General features: G+C 69.2%; 13 protein-coding genes. 5 read left to right on the forward strand and 8 right to left on the reverse strand.

Features of this window, described 5'->3' with window-relative positions:
* Positions 1-15: 15 nt before the first annotated feature.
* From V6M87_RS09365 to V6M87_RS09400, 8 genes are all read right to left on the reverse strand, one after another.
* Entirely contained in the window at positions 16-693 is a 678-nt protein-coding gene (locus tag V6M87_RS09365; RefSeq protein WP_332876349.1) for a GNAT family N-acetyltransferase, read from the reverse strand.
* A gap of 6 nt (positions 694-699) precedes the next feature.
* Entirely contained in the window at positions 700-2,967 is a 2,268-nt protein-coding gene (locus V6M87_RS09370; RefSeq protein ID WP_332876521.1) for an SUMF1/EgtB/PvdO family nonheme iron enzyme, read from the reverse strand.
* A gap of 7 nt (positions 2,968-2,974) precedes the next feature.
* Positions 2,975-4,930 carry an SPFH domain-containing protein gene (locus V6M87_RS09375; RefSeq protein WP_332876350.1) on the reverse strand — a complete coding sequence of 652 codons (1,956 nt, stop codon included), beginning with the start codon at positions 4,928-4,930 and terminating at the stop codon, positions 2,975-2,977.
* A 118-nt stretch (positions 4,931-5,048) separates the two neighbouring features.
* The gene (locus V6M87_RS09380; RefSeq protein WP_332876351.1) at positions 5,049-6,029 is read right to left on the reverse strand and encodes a hypothetical protein; all 981 of its coding nucleotides are present in this window, start codon (positions 6,027-6,029) and stop codon (positions 5,049-5,051) included.
* Positions 6,026-7,015 carry a hypothetical protein gene (locus V6M87_RS09385; protein ID WP_332876352.1) on the reverse strand — a complete coding sequence of 330 codons (990 nt, stop codon included), beginning with the start codon at positions 7,013-7,015 and terminating at the stop codon, positions 6,026-6,028. Before V6M87_RS09385 ends, V6M87_RS09380 begins: the two co-directional genes overlap by 4 nt.
* Complete coding sequence (locus V6M87_RS09390; protein WP_332876353.1) at positions 7,012-7,551, reverse strand: hypothetical protein; 540 nt, start codon at positions 7,549-7,551, stop codon at positions 7,012-7,014. The genes V6M87_RS09385 and V6M87_RS09390 overlap by 4 nt, the downstream gene beginning before the upstream one ends.
* A complete protein-coding gene (locus V6M87_RS09395; protein ID WP_332876354.1) occupies positions 7,548-8,741 on the reverse strand; it encodes a hypothetical protein in 1,194 nt (397 codons plus the stop codon). The genes V6M87_RS09390 and V6M87_RS09395 overlap by 4 nt, the downstream gene beginning before the upstream one ends.
* A 68-nt stretch (positions 8,742-8,809) precedes the next feature.
* A complete protein-coding gene (locus tag V6M87_RS09400; RefSeq protein ID WP_332876355.1) occupies positions 8,810-12,049 on the reverse strand; it encodes a penicillin-binding transpeptidase domain-containing protein in 3,240 nt (1,079 codons plus the stop codon).
* 182 nt (positions 12,050-12,231) lie between these two features.
* On the opposite strand from V6M87_RS09400, the gene V6M87_RS09405 reads away from it, so the two are divergent.
* The 5 genes from V6M87_RS09405 to V6M87_RS09425 all read left to right on the forward strand — a co-directional run bounded on the left by V6M87_RS09405 (position 12,232) and on the right by V6M87_RS09425 (position 15,684).
* A complete protein-coding gene (locus V6M87_RS09405) occupies positions 12,232-12,471 on the forward strand; it encodes a hypothetical protein (protein ID WP_332876356.1) in 240 nt (79 codons plus the stop codon).
* Between the two features lie 135 nt (positions 12,472-12,606).
* On the forward strand, positions 12,607-13,089 hold the full coding sequence (locus V6M87_RS09410; RefSeq protein ID WP_332876357.1) for a thrombospondin type 3 repeat-containing protein: 483 nt from the start codon (positions 12,607-12,609) through the stop codon (positions 13,087-13,089).
* A gap of 17 nt (positions 13,090-13,106) precedes the next feature.
* Positions 13,107-13,766 carry a ribonuclease HI family protein gene (locus V6M87_RS09415; protein WP_332876358.1) on the forward strand — a complete coding sequence of 220 codons (660 nt, stop codon included), beginning with the start codon at positions 13,107-13,109 and terminating at the stop codon, positions 13,764-13,766.
* Complete coding sequence (locus V6M87_RS09420) at positions 13,756-14,436, forward strand: HD domain-containing protein (RefSeq protein ID WP_332876359.1); 681 nt, start codon at positions 13,756-13,758, stop codon at positions 14,434-14,436. Before V6M87_RS09415 ends, V6M87_RS09420 begins: the two co-directional genes overlap by 11 nt.
* Before the next feature lie 6 nt (positions 14,437-14,442).
* Positions 14,443-15,684 carry an MFS transporter gene (locus tag V6M87_RS09425; RefSeq protein ID WP_332876360.1) on the forward strand — a complete coding sequence of 414 codons (1,242 nt, stop codon included), beginning with the start codon at positions 14,443-14,445 and terminating at the stop codon, positions 15,682-15,684.
* The last annotated feature ends 42 nt before the right edge of the window (positions 15,685-15,726 follow it).

Here is a 15,726-nt window from a genome sequence, read left to right on the forward strand (position 1 = left end):
ACACCTCAAACGAGCTCAGCCTGCCCGCGAAATCACACGCACCGGCGACAGGCAATGGTCGCGAAAGCCCATGCGTTTGTACAGGCCGTGCGCCGCCGCGTTGTCGTGCATGACATGCAGGAACGGCGTCTCGCCACGCATCAGCTGCAGGCGCGCCAGTTTGGCCACCAGCCGCCGCGCCATGCCGCGCCCCGCGTAATCGGGATGCGTGCAGACGCCCGACACCTCGCGCAAGCCATCTGCAGCGAGGCGTTCGCCGGCCATCGCGATCAGGCGCCCGCCTTCAAAATAGCCGAAGTAGTCGCCCAGTTCGATGGTGCGGATCCCGAAAGGTCCCGGCCTGGTCAGTTCGGCCAGCGCCAGTGCGGCCTGGGCGTGTTCGGGACCGAGTTTCACGGCGTCCGGCGCCTGGTCGTTGGCGGGAATCGGCGCATCCCACACCATGCGGTACATGCTCGCTTCGTGGTCGAGGCGCCAGCCGTGCGGCACCGGGCCGCTCCAGCCATCGCAGTAGATTTGCTCGCCCGGTGCGCACAGGTGCGCCAGCGCGATGAAGTCGGGCGAGGCAGCCTGCTCGAAACCCGCGATGGGCGAAAAACCCGGCGCGTAACGGCGCACTTCGCCGCTCCCGACAGCGTATTCGGCTTGCGGACCCTTGAGGGAATTCCAGAAAATATTATCGAGCAGGCTCATGGGGCGTTATTGTTGGTTAATTGATATTGACGACTCTAGCATGCGCTCCGAATGCATCAACTCGCGTACGACACGAAATCCGACGATATCGTTCGCCATTGTGGCGGAAAAGCCATTTCGTAATGCAGAGCGCAGATAGCGCGGGTGATACAGCCAGCAGCCGCCACGCAAAATATGGCGGCTCTGGTCGCCGCCGTTGCGCCAGGCACTGCCGTCCGTCGGCGCGCCGTCGTAGGTATCGTGCACCACATCCTGGACCCATTCCCAGACGTTGCCGTGCATGTCGAGCAGGCCCCACGGGTTCGGTGCGAACGCCCCCACCGGCGTGGTGCCGCGCCTGAACACGCCGGTGGCGCCGCCATTGTACGAAAAGCTGGCATCGTAATTGGCCTGGCCGGCATGGATCGTGTCACCGGTGGAAAACGCCGTGCGCGTGCCGGCGCGGCAGGCGTATTCCCATTCCGCCTCGGTGGGCAGGCGGTAGCGCTGGCCGGTCTGCTTGCACAACCAGACCAGGTATAGCTGGACGTCATTCCACGACACGCCAACCACGGGGTGCGTATCGGTTTGCGTGAAGCCGGGTGCTTCCCAGTCGACGTCGCCGTGGTGGCGCCAGCCGGTGGCGCTGGCAAAGCGGCGCCACTCGCCTACCGTGACGGGCGTGCGGCCCATGGCCAGCGGCCGCTCGATGCCGACCCAGTGCTGCGGCGTTTCGCGCGCGAGCCAGATGCGCTGCGCGCCGGCCGCCAAGGCGATCGCGCGCTCGTGCTCGGGCGAACCCATGTGGAAACGCCCGGTCGCGATCAGCACCAGTTCCGGGGCAGCTGCGCCATCGGCGAATGTGTCGCGCAAGATGCCTTGCGGGTCCGCCACCGGGCTGTCAGGCGACGGCAGCAGCTGCGCCAGCTCGGCCTGGTTGCGCGCGGCCGCCTCGGCGCGCGCGCGCTGTTGTTCGGACAGGTAGGCGGCGGCCGCTTTGGCCTGGTTGGCCTTGCGCTGGGCTTCGTCCTGCTCGGCTTGCGCCTTGGCCGCATCCAGCGCGCGCCGTTCGCGCAGCTGCTCGCGCAGGATCACCCGGCGTGCGCGCCTGGCCGTCTCGGCCTCGCGCTGGGCGATCTGCTCCTGCTCCTTGCGCTGGCGTACCACCAGCGCCCGCGCCAGCACGGCCTGCTCTTCCGCCTTTCTACGGGCCACCTGTTGGGCCGCCTGTTTTTCGGCACGGACCTGGGCCGCCACCTGGCGCGCGACCAGGTCGTCGGCCGATGGTGGACGCGGACCACGCAGGCGCGCCAGCAATTGCGTCACGCTGGGCTGGCGCAGCTTGGGATCGAAGGCAAAGCCCTCCTGCAGCGCGCCCCACTGGGCCGGGGTAAGCGAGCCCGGCGACTGGTCCGGCAAATGCGCCAGTTCGGCGCGGCCGGTGAGCATCTGGTAAATCATGACGGCCACCGCATACACGTCCAGCGTGCGCACCGGCACCATGGCGGCGTTATTTGATTCCGGCGCGCGGTACACCAAGGTACCCGAATCGGCCGGCGCCTCGCGGCTGGCCAACTGCTCCGGCTCGGCGCCACGCGAGCGCGCCGCGATGCCGAAGTCGAGCAGCTTGACGTCACCGCCCTTCGTGACGAACACATTGGCCGGTTTGATGTCGCGGTGGACCAGGTGCTGCTTTTCCCACGCATAATCGAGCGCCACGCCGACCGGCTCCAGCAGGTTCAACACGCGTTCGAGCGGCAGCGCGCCGGCATGCGACATCAGGCCGGCCAGGTCTTCGCCGTCGAGGTATTCCATGATGATGAAATAACTCATCGTCGCCGGATCCTGGGCCCAGTCGTAGACACGCACGATGTGTTCGTGCGCCAGCGCGCGCGCGCGCGTGGCTTCTTCGACCAGCAAGCGGGCGAAGTGCGGGCTGTGGGTCAGCTGGGGCGGGATGATCTTCAATGCCACCACGGCGCTGTGACCGAGTTCGGCGTGGGTGGCCAGGTCAAGGGCCTGCCACACCTGGCCCATGCCGCCCAGCGCCACCATGCGCTCGAGCCGGTAGCGGCGGTTTGCGGGCCCCACTTCCTGGCCGGTCATCAGGCCGATCTCGGTGCCCGACCCTGGCGCGCTGCCAGGCCCCGACCCCGCCGCGCCGGGCGTCCGGCCCGGCGGTGCGTACTCCGCATCGAGAATGGCGTTCTTGCGGCGCTCGAACTCGTCCCTGCTGAGCAGGCCGTCGTCGTGCAGCGCGCGCAGTTCGCGGATCTTGTCGATGGCGGTGTGCATCAAGAGGCTAGGTTCCCAACGGCGCGCCACAGACGCCGCAAACCTGTTCGTGCGCCAACCCAGGGTGACCGTGGGCGCAGCGCCGCACCAGGCCTGCCGCCAGCTGCGCCTGCGACGTCAACGCCGTCTTGTTGACGTCGTTCTGGATGGTCAGCAGGTCGAACTGGTGACGCCGGTCCTTGTCCACTTCCGCATCGCGGCGGGCGCCTGCTTCCCGCATGGCTTCCTGCGCCATGCGCTGCGCTTCCTGCGGCGTGACGCCGGCCTGCGCTGCCGCCACCTGGGCCAGTGCGGCCAGTTGGCTGGCATCCATACCGGCGTGGACACGTGTTTTCAGGTAGTCGGCCAGCACAGCGGCATTCGGTGCCGGCGCCATGGCCAGCTTGGTTGCATCGTCTACCGCGCTCATGGCCTGCATGCGCGCCAGGTCGTGGCTGTGGACCGCATCCTGGCTGTCGCGCGCCATGGCGTGGCGGCGCTCGTCGCCGTCGAGCGCGATGTCGCTGGCGATGCGTTGCGAGCGGGCGTCCGCTTCGATCGTGCGCAGCAGCTTTTCGTGCTGGGCCAGGCTGTCGCGCTGACCGCCGCTGCGGCGCATGTCGCCCAGCTGCTGCGCGGTGGTTTCGTCCTCAACCGATGCCGCGCGTTCGGTCTCGCGCAGGCGCGCCTGGTGGGCGGCCGCGAGCAACGCGCGCCGGCCCTGGTATGCATCCTCCTCGATGTCATGCTCACGGCGCGCGGCGGCCACTTCCATCTCGCGCAGGCGCGCCAGCTCGGCGCGCTGGTGCGCGGCGTCGGCAATCCCGCCGGCCTGCTCGATCTTGTTCCTGATTTGCTGCTGCAGCACCTGGTGCGCGAAACGCTGCTGCGCCAGCTGGCGCGACTGCAGTTCGTCCTGGTGCGCCAGCGCCAGTTCGGCGTGCATATGGACTTCGGCCAGTTTACGCAAGTGCTGCCACTGCGTTTTCTCGTCGCCGCGCGCCAGGCTTTTCTGTGCCATCTCGTGTTCGAGTTCAGCCAGCACTTCCCCCGCGCCACGCTCGACCGCCTGTTTTTTGGTGGCCGAATCCATGATGCGCGCATACAGTTCGATCTCGCGCGCGCGCATGGCCTGGCTGCGCTCTGCGCTTTGCAGCGTCAGTTCGGCCTGCTCGATGGACGCATCGGCGCGCAGTTCCTGGCGGCGCTTGTCCAGGCGCGCGTCCTGCTCCGCGCGGCGGATGCGCTGCCATTCTTCGTCGTCGTACAGCTGTTCGAGGTTGCGCGCGTGCTCCACCTGCACCTGACGCTCGTCGGCGGCCAGCCACAGGCTGGCGACCTTGTCGCGGTTGGCGTCGAATTTATCGTGGCGCAGTTCGATCGTGTCGACCTGGGTGACGGCCAGGCCGAACTGGGCCAGGCGCAGTTTCAGGGCGGCCTGCAGGCGCTCGTCGAGTTGCGGGCGCAGCGCGCGGTTGGCGGCCATCTCGCGCAGCGAACGGGCGCCCACGAATTCGGCCGCCAGCTGGCGCACGGACGGCGCCAGCAATTCGCGCAGCTGGGCGCTGGCCACCGTGCCCGGCGCGGTCATGAAGTGGCGCGCAAAGGCGGCGACGTTGTCGACCTGCACACTGATCGTCATGCGCGCGTCAACCAGTAAATGTTCGGAGGTGGCCAGCCCGCCAAAGCTGAACGACACCGGCAGCGCGCTGGTGCGGGTGATCAGGATCTCGGCATGGCCGTCGCGCAGCAGGTGATTGAGGCGCGTAAAAAAACCTTCGATTTCGTACTCGCCCTGAGGCACCTCGGTGGCCTGGTCGCCCTGCAGGATGTAGGCACGGGTGGTGGCCGGCACGCGCAGGGTTTTGACGAAGATGCCCGACAAGGCCGACACGCCAAAAAACACGGCCAGGTCGTCCGGGCCGGCGATCCAGCGGTTGTCCACCAGGACCGGGCTACCTCGTGCTGCGCCTGCATTTGCCATCTCGACCATCATTGACTCCCTCATTTCAAGCTGCGTCACCCTGCCGTTGCGGGCAGTACACGATTCTAGCAGGGGCGCCGCCTCAACACCCCCGGCACACCCGTCATTTTGTTTCTTTTCAGAAAATTCCGATTTGCGCGACACAGGCCAGGCTGGCGCCACGGGCGCGCACCGCATCGGCAAACTCTGGCGGCAGCATGGTCTGCCAGGCTTGCGGCAGCAAAATCCGGTCGCCCGGCGCGGCTTCGGCCGCGATCAGGGCGCATTTCGGCACTATCCCTTCGACCGTGTCGACCTGGCCCGTGTGCCAGCCATGCGAGGTACCCGAGGCGATGATGCGGCCGCGCGCCACATAGTCGCGCCCGCGCGCCAGCCGGTCGGCCAGCACCAGCGCCAGTTCGTACGAATTGCCCTGGAAGCGCTGCTGGCCAAACCTGATGGTGGTGCGCCAGCGCCCGGGGACGCAGCGGTCGAAATCGCGCGCCCCCAGCAGCGCCTGGCGCACTGCCAGCTGGCGCGTGACATCCAGGCCCGGGACGGTCACGGCGTCGTCGTCAAGGTCGCCCGCCAGCAGCGGATACACGCTGACCTCGACCCAGCACAGGCTGTCGTTGATGCCGCCGCTGTGCAGCGGGAACCAGGCGCGCGCGCTCGACACCACGTGCGCCGCATCCGGCTGGCCGGTCAGCGCGCCCAGGTGCGCCATGCCGCCTGCGCCGCCGAGCAAGGCGGGCGGGTCGGCGTCGATGGTGTGGCCGTCGATACGGCCCAGCTGCCACTGGTCGGACCAACCGTTGGCGCACGGCTCGTTAAGGTGCACCAGGCCGCGCACCATCCGGTCGGCCAGCACGGCGGCGAGTTCCCAGTCACGCGTGCCGGGGTCGATGTCGATGCTCAGCACGACCTGATCGCGGCTGTCGATGCGCGGCTCGGTGTGGCGTGCCAGGCGCACCACCTGCTGCATGCGCTCGGCCAGCCCCGGCACGCCGCTGCACTTGACGTCGGCACGGCCGGCGCGCGGGCGCCGCGTCGCCGTGACGGTGGCAAAGCTGCCGTTGGCCAGCAGGCAGCGGCAGGCGGCACGATCGGGACAGTTCATGCGCTCTCCATGGCGCGGCGCCCGGCCAGCGCAGCTTCGAGATTGGCGGCGATCCGTTCGGCGTCGTCGAGCAGGTCGGCATTCGCCCTGGACCCGGCGCGGGCCAGCCAAGCCCAGGTTTCGTCCAGTGCATCCGTGGCGCACAGCGTGTGGCGCGCGCGGCGCTGCTGAGCACCGAGCGGCAAGGGCCGGGCGGGTGCGGCCAGTGCCAGTGCGGGCATCGTCAATACGGCCAGGCTGGCATGGTCGAAACGCTGCACCAGCGCCCTCTGGCGGGCAAACCCATCGACATCGAGCAGGCGCAGGCGGCTGGTCACGACGGGTAGTTCGAGGAACAGGCGGCGCAGCGCGGCAGCGTCCGTGAGGCAAGCTGCCGGCTCCGGCAAGGGCGCAGTCACGAAGGCGCAAACGGGTACATCGGCCAGCGCGCGTGCTGCCAGCAACGCGGCGTAATCGACCTGCCCGGCCAGGTCGACCGGGATGCACTCGTCGACGGTGACGCCGAAGCGCATGTACAGCAATTCATTGAGGCCGGCGCGAAACGCGTTCCATTCTTCCAGCAAGGTGCAGGGTGGCAGGTCGAGGTGGCCCTGCGCCAGTTCGCGCTGCAGGGCCGCATCGAGTGCGGCACGAAAGGCGTCCAGCGCGACCGACTGCCCGCCTTCGCCGGCCAGGAATAAATCGAAGCGCTGCTGGGCAGCCAGCGGATCGGGACTGTCGACCACCACGCGCAGTTGCAGGCCAATTTCGGGCGCGGCCAAAAATGGCGTGAGAACCAGCTGGTACGGGCCGGGATGAAAACACCACGCGTGTCCACCGGCCACGAGCGCCATGCGCGCGCCCTCTGCGAAGCGGCGCGTGCGACCGGCCGCATCGACCGCCACGCCCACGCAGCCGGGCGGCACCACGCCCACCATGCGCGCGGCCATGACGGCGCCGCCCAGGGTGACGGGTGCGGGACGGCGCCGCTGGAACAGGTTTTTCACGGCAGCGCTTCGACGGCGAACCCGGCGCCACAATGCTGAAAGTGGTCGGCAGGCGCGCGCACGAACGGCCACGCGCTTTCGCATTCGCCATCGGCGTCAAGGCGGCCAGACAGCACCACCCCACCGGCGCCATCGAGCACGCGCAGCATCGGCTGCGCGGCCAGCAGCTGGCGCGCGAACGGCGCCGCTGCGGCCAGTTGCAGGATTACGCGGCAAGCATCCGGGGCCTTGATGAAGTGCAGTGTCCAGAAACCGTCGTCGGTGACCAGTTCATCCAGTGCAGCGCCACTGTCGGCGGCGCGCAGCATGCCGCGGCTGGCGCGCCAGGCGCCAGAGCGCTCGCCGACCAGCTGACGCAAGCGCCGGATCGTCAGGGGGGACGCCGCCAGCGCCGCTTTTTCAGCAGCCGACAGCGGCAGGCTGCCGTCGATGGCTGCGCGCAGTACGGCATCGGCCAGCACCAGGCGGTCGTTGGCCACGGGCGCGACCAGCAGCGCCGCGCGCAGCTTGCGTTCGAATGGATCGTTCGGTGTCATGTGGTCTCCTTTTCGCGCGCCGCCTGCATCAGGCGGGCGATTGCCGCATCGCGGCGTTTTCTCAGGGTCGGCAGCGACACGCCGGCCAGCACGGCCAGCTGCTGCATCGTCGGCAACGCGCGCGTCGCCGGGTCGCACCAGGCGTCCGGATACACATCATCCTCCGGGCCGGTCAATTTCAGGTACACCGCCAGCCGCACCGGCAAGCCATCGTCCATCATCATGCGGGCCGCCCAGCTGTGCCGGTCTTCGGCCAGTTGCGCCATCTGGATAAAGCCGGGGGGCAGTGCAACACTGGCGGCAACGGCGTCGCTGGCAGGGTCGAGCACCAGTGGCACGGTGTCGACGACGTCCATCGGCAGGTCGATCGGTTCCTGGCGCGCTTCCAGGATACGGTCCGGTGCGGGCGCCGTCTGTTCGGGCGCGGCCAGCACGCGCCAGTAGTCGTCCAGCCAGTCGGTGGCTTCACCGGCGTCGAGGCGCCAGTCGGCGTCGCGGTTGGCGGACAAGGCTTCGTACTCGGCGATTTCGGCCAGCATGACGCCGATCTTGGCCGGATTGTCTTTCAGCGCCTCGAAGCGCTTCGAGCGCGTGTGCAGCGGACCGCCGCACGACGCGCTCCAGCGCAGGACCCATTCGGGGCGGCACCCGGCAATCGACGTCATCTGGCGCACCTCGATCGGGGCAGCGAGTACTTCGCGCCCGAGAATCGCACCCACCTGCAGCGCGTGGCTGCGCCAGTCGGCAAACAGGCGGGCAATCTCATGGTAGGCCGTGTCGAGCATGCGGTAGGCGTAGATGCGGTTCGGGCTGCACGCGCGCCCGCACGCGACCTGGTAGTTGTCCGAGTCGACCTTGTCGCGCAGCGTGGCATACATGTCGTTGACCTTCTTGCGCAGCAGCGCTTCGCCCGCATCGACCGGCAACGATGCCTGGAACTCGTCCCAGTCGCCGGGCCGCGCCTGCAATTCGTACAACAGCGTCAAAGCCAGGTCGCGCACGCTGTCGCCGTAGCTGTTGCCGGGACCGTCGAAGCGGCTGCCAACGCGGTACAAGGCCGCTGACATCTGCTCCACATACGCGTCGAGGCACAGCGCGGGGGCGGCAAAAGCGCCGAGCGAGCACTGGCCGAGCAGTTTGCGCACCTGCTCCCAACCGTGTTCCTGGTACCGGGTTCCCGGCAAACGCATAGGCTCCCTTCGACGGCGCCCGCGCACGGGCGAGCTGGTAAATTCATGCTACATCTTGCCATATCCACTCAAGGGACAAGGCGTCCGTCAGAACCGGATTTCCCCTTCTTTTCCTGATTCTGCAGCATCGCCCGCAGCACGGCCGCGACAACCGGCGCCGCGTGGTCGCCGCCGCTCGCCTCCGAGTGGCTGACGAACGTGGCGAACCCCAGCCGGTGGCGCTGGCCGGGCAGGCTGCCCGGCTCCAGCCAGCCAGTGAACCAGACCGTGGCGGTGGCGCCATCGCTGCCCGAGGCCGGCCCGGTTGGCGCGGTGCCGGTCTTGCCCGACAAGCCGCGCCGCACCAGCGCCAGTTCCGGCGCCCCGAAAGCATGGGCCGCCGTGCCGACGTCGACCACGCCCTTCATGCCGGCGCGGATCCGGTCCAGCCGCACGCCCGTCGCGGGCGCGTCGGCGGCGACTGCCGGCCGGCCATCGAGGGCCAGCAACAGGCGTGGGGCCGGGATGCGTCCCTGCCCGACAGCGGCGGCGGCCAGCGCCATCTGCAACGGCGTGGCCTGCATGCGCAGTCCAATGGCCATCTGGCGCAGTTCGTGGCGCGAGTGGATCGGGTCGATATGGGCAGCGCTGGTCTGCAAGGCATCCCACGCCGACCAGTTGAAATCATCAGGCAACAGGCCGCCATCGAGGCGCAGCTGCCGCTCGAAGCCGAGCCGGTGCGCCATGGCGACAATCGGCCGCACGCTCTCGAGCGCCGCCGGCTCAAGCCCGGCCAGGTCGGGGGCGCCGCCGGCGCCGCGTCCGAACAGGCTGCGGTCGGACAGCTCGCCGGTCCAGGCGAACCAGGTATTCAAACTCCAGGTCAGCGCCTGCGCCATGCCAAGGCGCCCATCCTGGGCGCGCCGGCCCGCCAGCTGCTCGCGGTAGTTGGTGATGCGCGCCTGCCTGACGGCCGGGTCCCACGGATAGGCCGGCGCGTCGGTCTGAAAGGCGAAGCCGCGCGAGCGCGCCAGCCGGTCGATTTCTGCCAGCGGTATGCCATTCATGAGCGCGTCGAGTTGCGGGTCGCGCTGCGCGGCCAGCTCCAGGCCGAGCGCGCTGATCACCTTGAAGCTTGACCCCGGACTCCGGTGGGCGCCGCCATCGTGCTGCAGCGCCGGCAGGCGCAAGGGACTGCGGGCCGGATCGAGCCGGTCGAAGTCGCGCACCTCGGCCCAGTTGGCGGCGTCGACCTGGCCCGTGCCGGCGCCAGCGGCAGCCAGCACGTCGCCGGTTTCCGTGTCAAGGATAACCATGCCGGCGTGGCGGCCGTCCGGCGCCGCCATGCCACCCGTGCAATGGCTGCCGTCCCAGCGGCCGCGGCGCATGCCAATGCAATCGAGCGCGCCCTGGCTGGCCGCCTGCAGCGCCAGGTCGAGCGTCAAGGTGGCGGCATGCGCGCCGCCGTCGCCCACCCGCCCCAGCATGCCCGCAATGCTGTTGGCCTGGTCGGCGCGGTAGCCCAGCAGCGGCGCCAGCCCCGCCGCGCTGGCAGCGGCGCTGGGTGCGCCGTCGCGCCACAAGGCGGCGCCGTTGCGGTCGACCAGGGTCACTGGCGCCAGGCTGGCGCGCGCCACGGTCGGGCGCGCAGCCATGCTTTGCCAGGCCAGTTTGCCCCCGGCCAGGCCGATGTGGCGGTAAGCCGCGTCGCCCGGCGCCGCCAGCGTTTGCATGGGCGCCACGTCCAGCCGCACGCTGGTGGCACCCGGCAGCAGCCCGAGGCGCAGTTCCTGGGCCGCATCGGCTGCCGGACACGCGCGCCCGGTGCAGGCCGGCTCGCTGGCCAGCAGCCGCGCGCCTGCTACCGAACCGACGCCACCGAGCACTATCAGGCGCAAGATTTCCGTGCCTTGCGCCGGCTGCGCCAGCGTGTAGGTCAAGCGCGCCGGGCCGGACCCGGGCCAGTCCTGGATCCGGCGCCAGGCATCCCAGCCCTGCGGCAGCTGGGCGAACAGGCGGGCGGCAGCGGCCGGCATCGTCTGCGCAACGGTGGCGGGCGCGCCACCCACGCTCGCTTGCCAGGTGCCGGCCAGCGCCTGCGGGCGCGTGCGCCATGCCAGCAGGCGCCGCTCACTATTAAACAGTTCCACCTGGGCGCGCACGAAATCGCCGTCGGCGCGGTGGTACAGCCGTTCGAGGCGTTTCAATGCGGCTGGATCGAGCGCCGTGTGCTCCCAACCGGCCAGCGCTGCGGCGCGCGCCGGCCCGGGCGCTGCGCGCCATGCGGCCAGGTCGCGCGGCGCCAGCATGATCAGGCCATCGGGGCCCAGGCGCAGCAGGCCGCCGGCGACCAATTGCGCGAACAAGGCCTGGTCTTCCAGCGCCGGCGCGGCCACCACCGGCACCTGGTAGCGCCCGGCCGGCAGCCAGGCAGTGTCGGTGACGGCGCCGTACGCCATCACCAGCGCCCGGCCCGCTAGCGCCGCCGCGGGACGCAGCAACTGCACCTGCAACTCGCCCGCGGCCGCACAGCTGGCACTGGCCCGGCGCTGCAGGCGCAGCGCCGCAGTTTGCCCGCCCGTCGTCCACAGCAGCCAGCCGTCGCGCCCGAGCGGCACCGATGCCGCCGCGCCCGACACGATGCGGCCGGCGCCGGCGTCGCCGATCCAGTGTACATTCTCCACCCCGGCCACGCCTTCCCAGCGCAGCCGCGCGGCCTTCGCCACGCCACTTACTTCCACCCGCGGCGTCAGCGCGCCGGGCGCAGCCAGCACCACATTGCGCGGCGTGACACTGGTGCTGCCCGATGCATTGCGCGCGACCCACGCCGCGACATCGCTGAACTGGTAACCGAGGCGCAGCGGCAGCAGGCGCCCGGTCGCGCTGTCGGCCATCTGGCTGCACAGGTCGATCCGCAGCGGCGCCTCGCTGCGCATGTTCGACGCAATCAGCAATGCCGCCGCGCCGCGCTGCTCGAGCGTGATGCCGGGCATGGCGGCGACCGTGAAGGCGGCGCCGGGCAAGGTGGCGTGGAAGGCGGCGGCCGCGTACACGCCCTCGACCGCGCCCACGGGTCCGGCCGTCACCGACAGATGGCGCGCGTGACCGGCGATGACGAACGCGCCGGCGAGCGCACCGAGGACGCTGGCGGCGGCGATCCATTCAGCGGGACGTGGCGCCCGCAGCCGCGCCAGCCTGAAGCGCGGCGCACTGCCCTGCAGCGCCGGCGCGGTGTCGGCGCGGCGGGCGCCATGGCGCAGGTTGCGCGCGCGCCGCCCCGCGGTCCGGCTGGCGCGCCACGCTTCGAACACTGTCCTCGATCCCCGCATGTGCATCCCGTCGCTGTTGTTCCTGCAAGCGAGCTAGCCGGGGGCGCCTGAAACCAGGCTCGCCCCGCGCTTTTTGCATCCTGTTCCGCCCATTCGGCGGCCCGTCGCAATCCGGTGTTGTGGCAAGGGGAGCAAGCCTAAAGTGAACACATCGAAACACCCCCAACCCAAGGAGAAACACCATGAATGCACTGAAACATATGGAAGCCGTTTTCGTCATCGCCCTGTCGGTTGCCAGCGTCAGCGGCTACCTGGCCGCCACCACGCAGGACGCCAACGCGAGTCCGGCGCCGGTCGTCAGAGATGCACAGGTGGCGCCACAAATGGCCGTCGTCAACGTTGTCGCGAAACGCTTGAGCGCCGCCGAGAAGGCGCAGTCGCTGCGTGAAGAAGCCGCTGCCACCGTCGTCGCGAGCCGCTGATGGCGGGCCCGGGCAAGGCGGCGCGCCGCCTTGCGCACATTCTGTTTCAAATGTAAGCACATGCATCACTTCTGCCCTGTCCGCACATCGCTTGTTATATTCGATGCATCCACTTCGGACAAGGAGACAGACATCATGAAACGCACCCTCACACTCGCTGCCTTGCTGGCCCTCGGCTCAGCCGCTTTCGCACCATTGCCAGCAATGGCCCAGCCCAACATCAGCGTCTACGTCGGTGGCCCGCCGCCACCGCCGCGCTTCGAGCGCGTGCCTGAGGCCCGTCGTGGTCATATCTGGTCGCAGGGCCATTGGGAATACCGCGGCCGCCGCCATCAATGGGTGCCGGGCGTCTGGATTGTCGAGCGCCCGGGCTATGCCTACGCGGCGCCGGTCTGGTACGAGGAGCGCGGGCGCTGGCAGATGCGTCCGGCCGCATGGTCGCGCGGTGGCCCTGACCGTGACCGCGACGGCATCCCGGACCGCTTCGAGCGCCCACGCCACGGCGGCGACCGCGACCGCGACCACGATGGCGTACCGAATCGCTACGACCGCGACCGCGATGGCGACGGCGTCCCGAACCGCCACGACCGCCAGCCGGACAACCCGCGCCGCGACTAAACGGATAAACTGGCGGGATGAACGATAACGTCCTGCTGGCTCTCTCTTACAAAACCGAACGCGCCGCCAGCCGGCGCCTGATGGCCAGCGGGCTGTCGGAACACGAGGCCCTGCACCAGACGCTGACCATCAGCGCCGGGCGCCAGGGCCTCGACGCATTGCTGACCCAGCGTGCGGCCTTGCAGCAGCACGCGCAGGTGCGCGCGGACGCCAGAGCCGCCGCGCAAGCGCTGCGCCGCAGCGCGCCGGCCAGCACGGCCACACCGTGGCGCGCCTGGTTCGACGGCTCGGCGCACCCGAATCCCGGTCGCTGCGGCATCGGCGCCCTGCTGCACGGGCCCGACGGCCAGCGCATCGAGGTGGCGCAGGCGGCCGGTTACGGCAATAGCAGTGAAGCCGAGTACCGCGCCTTGATCACCCTCCTGCAAGCGGCCGTCGCCCACGGCGCGAATGGCCTGACCGTGTACGGCGACAGCCGCGTCGTCATCGACGATGTGGCGCTGCCGCCGCACCTGGCCGCGCCGTCGCTGCTGCCCCTGCACGCTGCCGCCCGCGCCTTGCTGGCGCAGCTGGACGACGTCCGCCTGCGCTGGATTCCCCGCCACAAAAACGTCGATGCCGATGCCTTGTCACAGCGCGGCAGCGCCATGCACCTCGAGAGCCCCGATGGAAACTGAACCACGACCGGCCGACTGGCTGCCCCGCCTGGTGGCGATTGCCAGCGCCGCCAGCGGCGACGACGCCGCTCACGATCTGCAACACCTGCAGCGGGTCTGGTCCAGCGCGCAGCTGTTGTTGGCCCGTGCACCCGGGGCGGATGCGCTGGTCGTCATGGCCGCCTGCTTCCTGCACGACCTGGTGAACCTGCCGAAAGATGCACCGGACCGCGCCCAGGCGTCGAAGCGCTCGGCGCAACTGGCGCGCCACCAGTTGGCCTGGCTGGGCTTTCCGGCCGATAAACTGGACGCAGTGGCGCATGCCATCGAAGCGCACAGTTTTTCGGCGGCAATAACACCCACCACGCTCGAAGCCCAGCTTGTGCAGGACGCCGACCGGCTCGACGCGCTCGGCGCGGTTGGCCTGGCGCGCATGTTTTATATTTCCGGACGGCTGGGGCGCGCGCTTGCGCACCCGACGGACCCGCTCGCGCTGCACCGCCCGCGCAACGACATGGCGTATGCACTGGACCATATCGAGGAAAAACTGGCGCAATTGCCGGCCATGATGCAGACGGCGGCAGGACGGGAACTGGCGCAGGAACGCTTGCAGTTGATGCTGGCGTTCCGGGACGCGTTTGTGGCCGAATGGTCGCAAGCACATTCGCCTGCCCAGCCCTCTGATCACTGACCAGCGATGACCAAATCCGCCCCCAACCTCAACTTCGTCCTGGTCTGCGTCTTCATCGACATGCTGGGCATCGGCCTGATCGTCCCCGTGTTACCCCTGCTGGTCGGCGACTTCGTCGACGGCCGCGAGCAGCAGGCGCTGTGGTTCGGCGTGCTGTCGATGGTATTCGGGCTGATGCAGTTCATTTTCATGCCCATGTTGGGAGCAATCAGCGACCGGGTCGGGCGCCGCCCCGTGCTGATGTATTCGATGGCTGGCATGTGCATCAATTTTCTCGCCACGGCCTGGGCGCCGAATCTGGCCTGCCTGTTCATCGGCCGCGTGATCGGCGGCGCGTCGTCAGCCAGCATGGCCGTGGCTTCGGCCTACGCGTCCGACATCACGGCCCATGACAACCGGGCGCGCAGCTTCGGCATGATCGGCGCGGCCTTCGGCCTGGGGTTTATCTGCGGCCCGGCGCTGGGCGGCCTGCTCGGCAGCGTCAACCTGCACCTGCCCTTTTATGTGGCAGCGGGCCTGTCGGCGGCCAATCTCGCCTACGGCTACCTGTTCGTGCCCGAATCGCTCGCGGCCAGCCGGCGTGCACCGTTCGACCTGCACAAGATCAATCCTTTCACAGCCCTGCTGAAACTGGTGCGCCGCCGGGATATCCGCGGCCTGGTGGTGGTCTACACCCTCACCACGTTCGCCGCCATGATGCTCAATGTGACCTGGGTGCTGTACACCACGTTCCGCTTCGACTGGACCCCGCGCGAGAATGGCATCGCGCTGTTTTGCGTCGGCCTGTCGGCAGCCGTGGTGCAGGCCGGCCTGCTGTCCTGGCTGATGCGGCGCTTCGGCGAGGTGCGCCTTTCTCTGCTGGGCATGGCGTCGGGCGCCATCACTTACGTCCTGTACGGCCTGGCCACCCAGGGCTGGATGATGTACCTTTTCATCGTCTGCAACCTGCTGGCGTTTGCCGCCGGCCCGGCGCTGCAGGGCATCATCTCGAAAGCATCGGGCCCCGACGAACAGGGAGAGCTGATGGGTTCACTGCAATCGATCAGCAGCCTGGGCGTGGTTGTCATGCCGCTGATCGGCACCACCATCCTCGGCGCGGTGAGCCATTTGCCGCCCGCCGACTGGCGCGTGGGCAGCACCTTCTTCCTGTGCGCGTTGATGCAGGCGGCCGGCATCTGGGTCGCGCGGCGCTATTTTGCGGCGCACCATCGCGCCGCTACAGCCACGCCAACGGCGACGCCCCCCTGAATCCGGGTATTTCACCGCTATAATGTTGGATCGCCATCGTTT

The sequence above is a fragment of the Massilia sp. S19_KUP03_FR1 genome, from assembly GCF_036688685.1.
Taxonomy (GTDB): domain Bacteria; phylum Pseudomonadota; class Gammaproteobacteria; order Burkholderiales; family Burkholderiaceae_D; genus JALYUM01.

Coding starts and splice junctions, on each gene's coding strand:
- V6M87_RS09380 (WP_332876351.1), bottom strand. CDS start 6,029: ATGAACTGTCCCGATCGTGCCGCCTGCCGCTGCCTGCTGGCCAACGGC.
- V6M87_RS09370 (WP_332876521.1), bottom strand. CDS start 2,967: ATGCACACCGCCATCGACAAGATCCGCGAACTGCGCGCGCTGCACGAC.
- V6M87_RS09365 (WP_332876349.1), bottom strand. CDS start 693: ATGAGCCTGCTCGATAATATTTTCTGGAATTCCCTCAAGGGTCCGCAA.
- V6M87_RS09400 (WP_332876355.1), bottom strand. CDS start 12,049: ATGCGGGGATCGAGGACAGTGTTCGAAGCGTGGCGCGCCAGCCGGACC.
- V6M87_RS09390 (WP_332876353.1), bottom strand. CDS start 7,551: ATGACACCGAACGATCCATTCGAACGCAAGCTGCGCGCGGCGCTGCTG.
- V6M87_RS09425 (WP_332876360.1), top strand. CDS start 14,443: ATGACCAAATCCGCCCCCAACCTCAACTTCGTCCTGGTCTGCGTCTTC.
- V6M87_RS09405 (WP_332876356.1), top strand. CDS start 12,232: ATGAATGCACTGAAACATATGGAAGCCGTTTTCGTCATCGCCCTGTCG.
- V6M87_RS09415 (WP_332876358.1), top strand. CDS start 13,107: ATGAACGATAACGTCCTGCTGGCTCTCTCTTACAAAACCGAACGCGCC.
- V6M87_RS09395 (WP_332876354.1), bottom strand. CDS start 8,741: ATGCGTTTGCCGGGAACCCGGTACCAGGAACACGGTTGGGAGCAGGTG.
- V6M87_RS09420 (WP_332876359.1), top strand. CDS start 13,756: ATGGAAACTGAACCACGACCGGCCGACTGGCTGCCCCGCCTGGTGGCG.
- V6M87_RS09410 (WP_332876357.1), top strand. CDS start 12,607: ATGAAACGCACCCTCACACTCGCTGCCTTGCTGGCCCTCGGCTCAGCC.
- V6M87_RS09375 (WP_332876350.1), bottom strand. CDS start 4,930: ATGGCAAATGCAGGCGCAGCACGAGGTAGCCCGGTCCTGGTGGACAAC.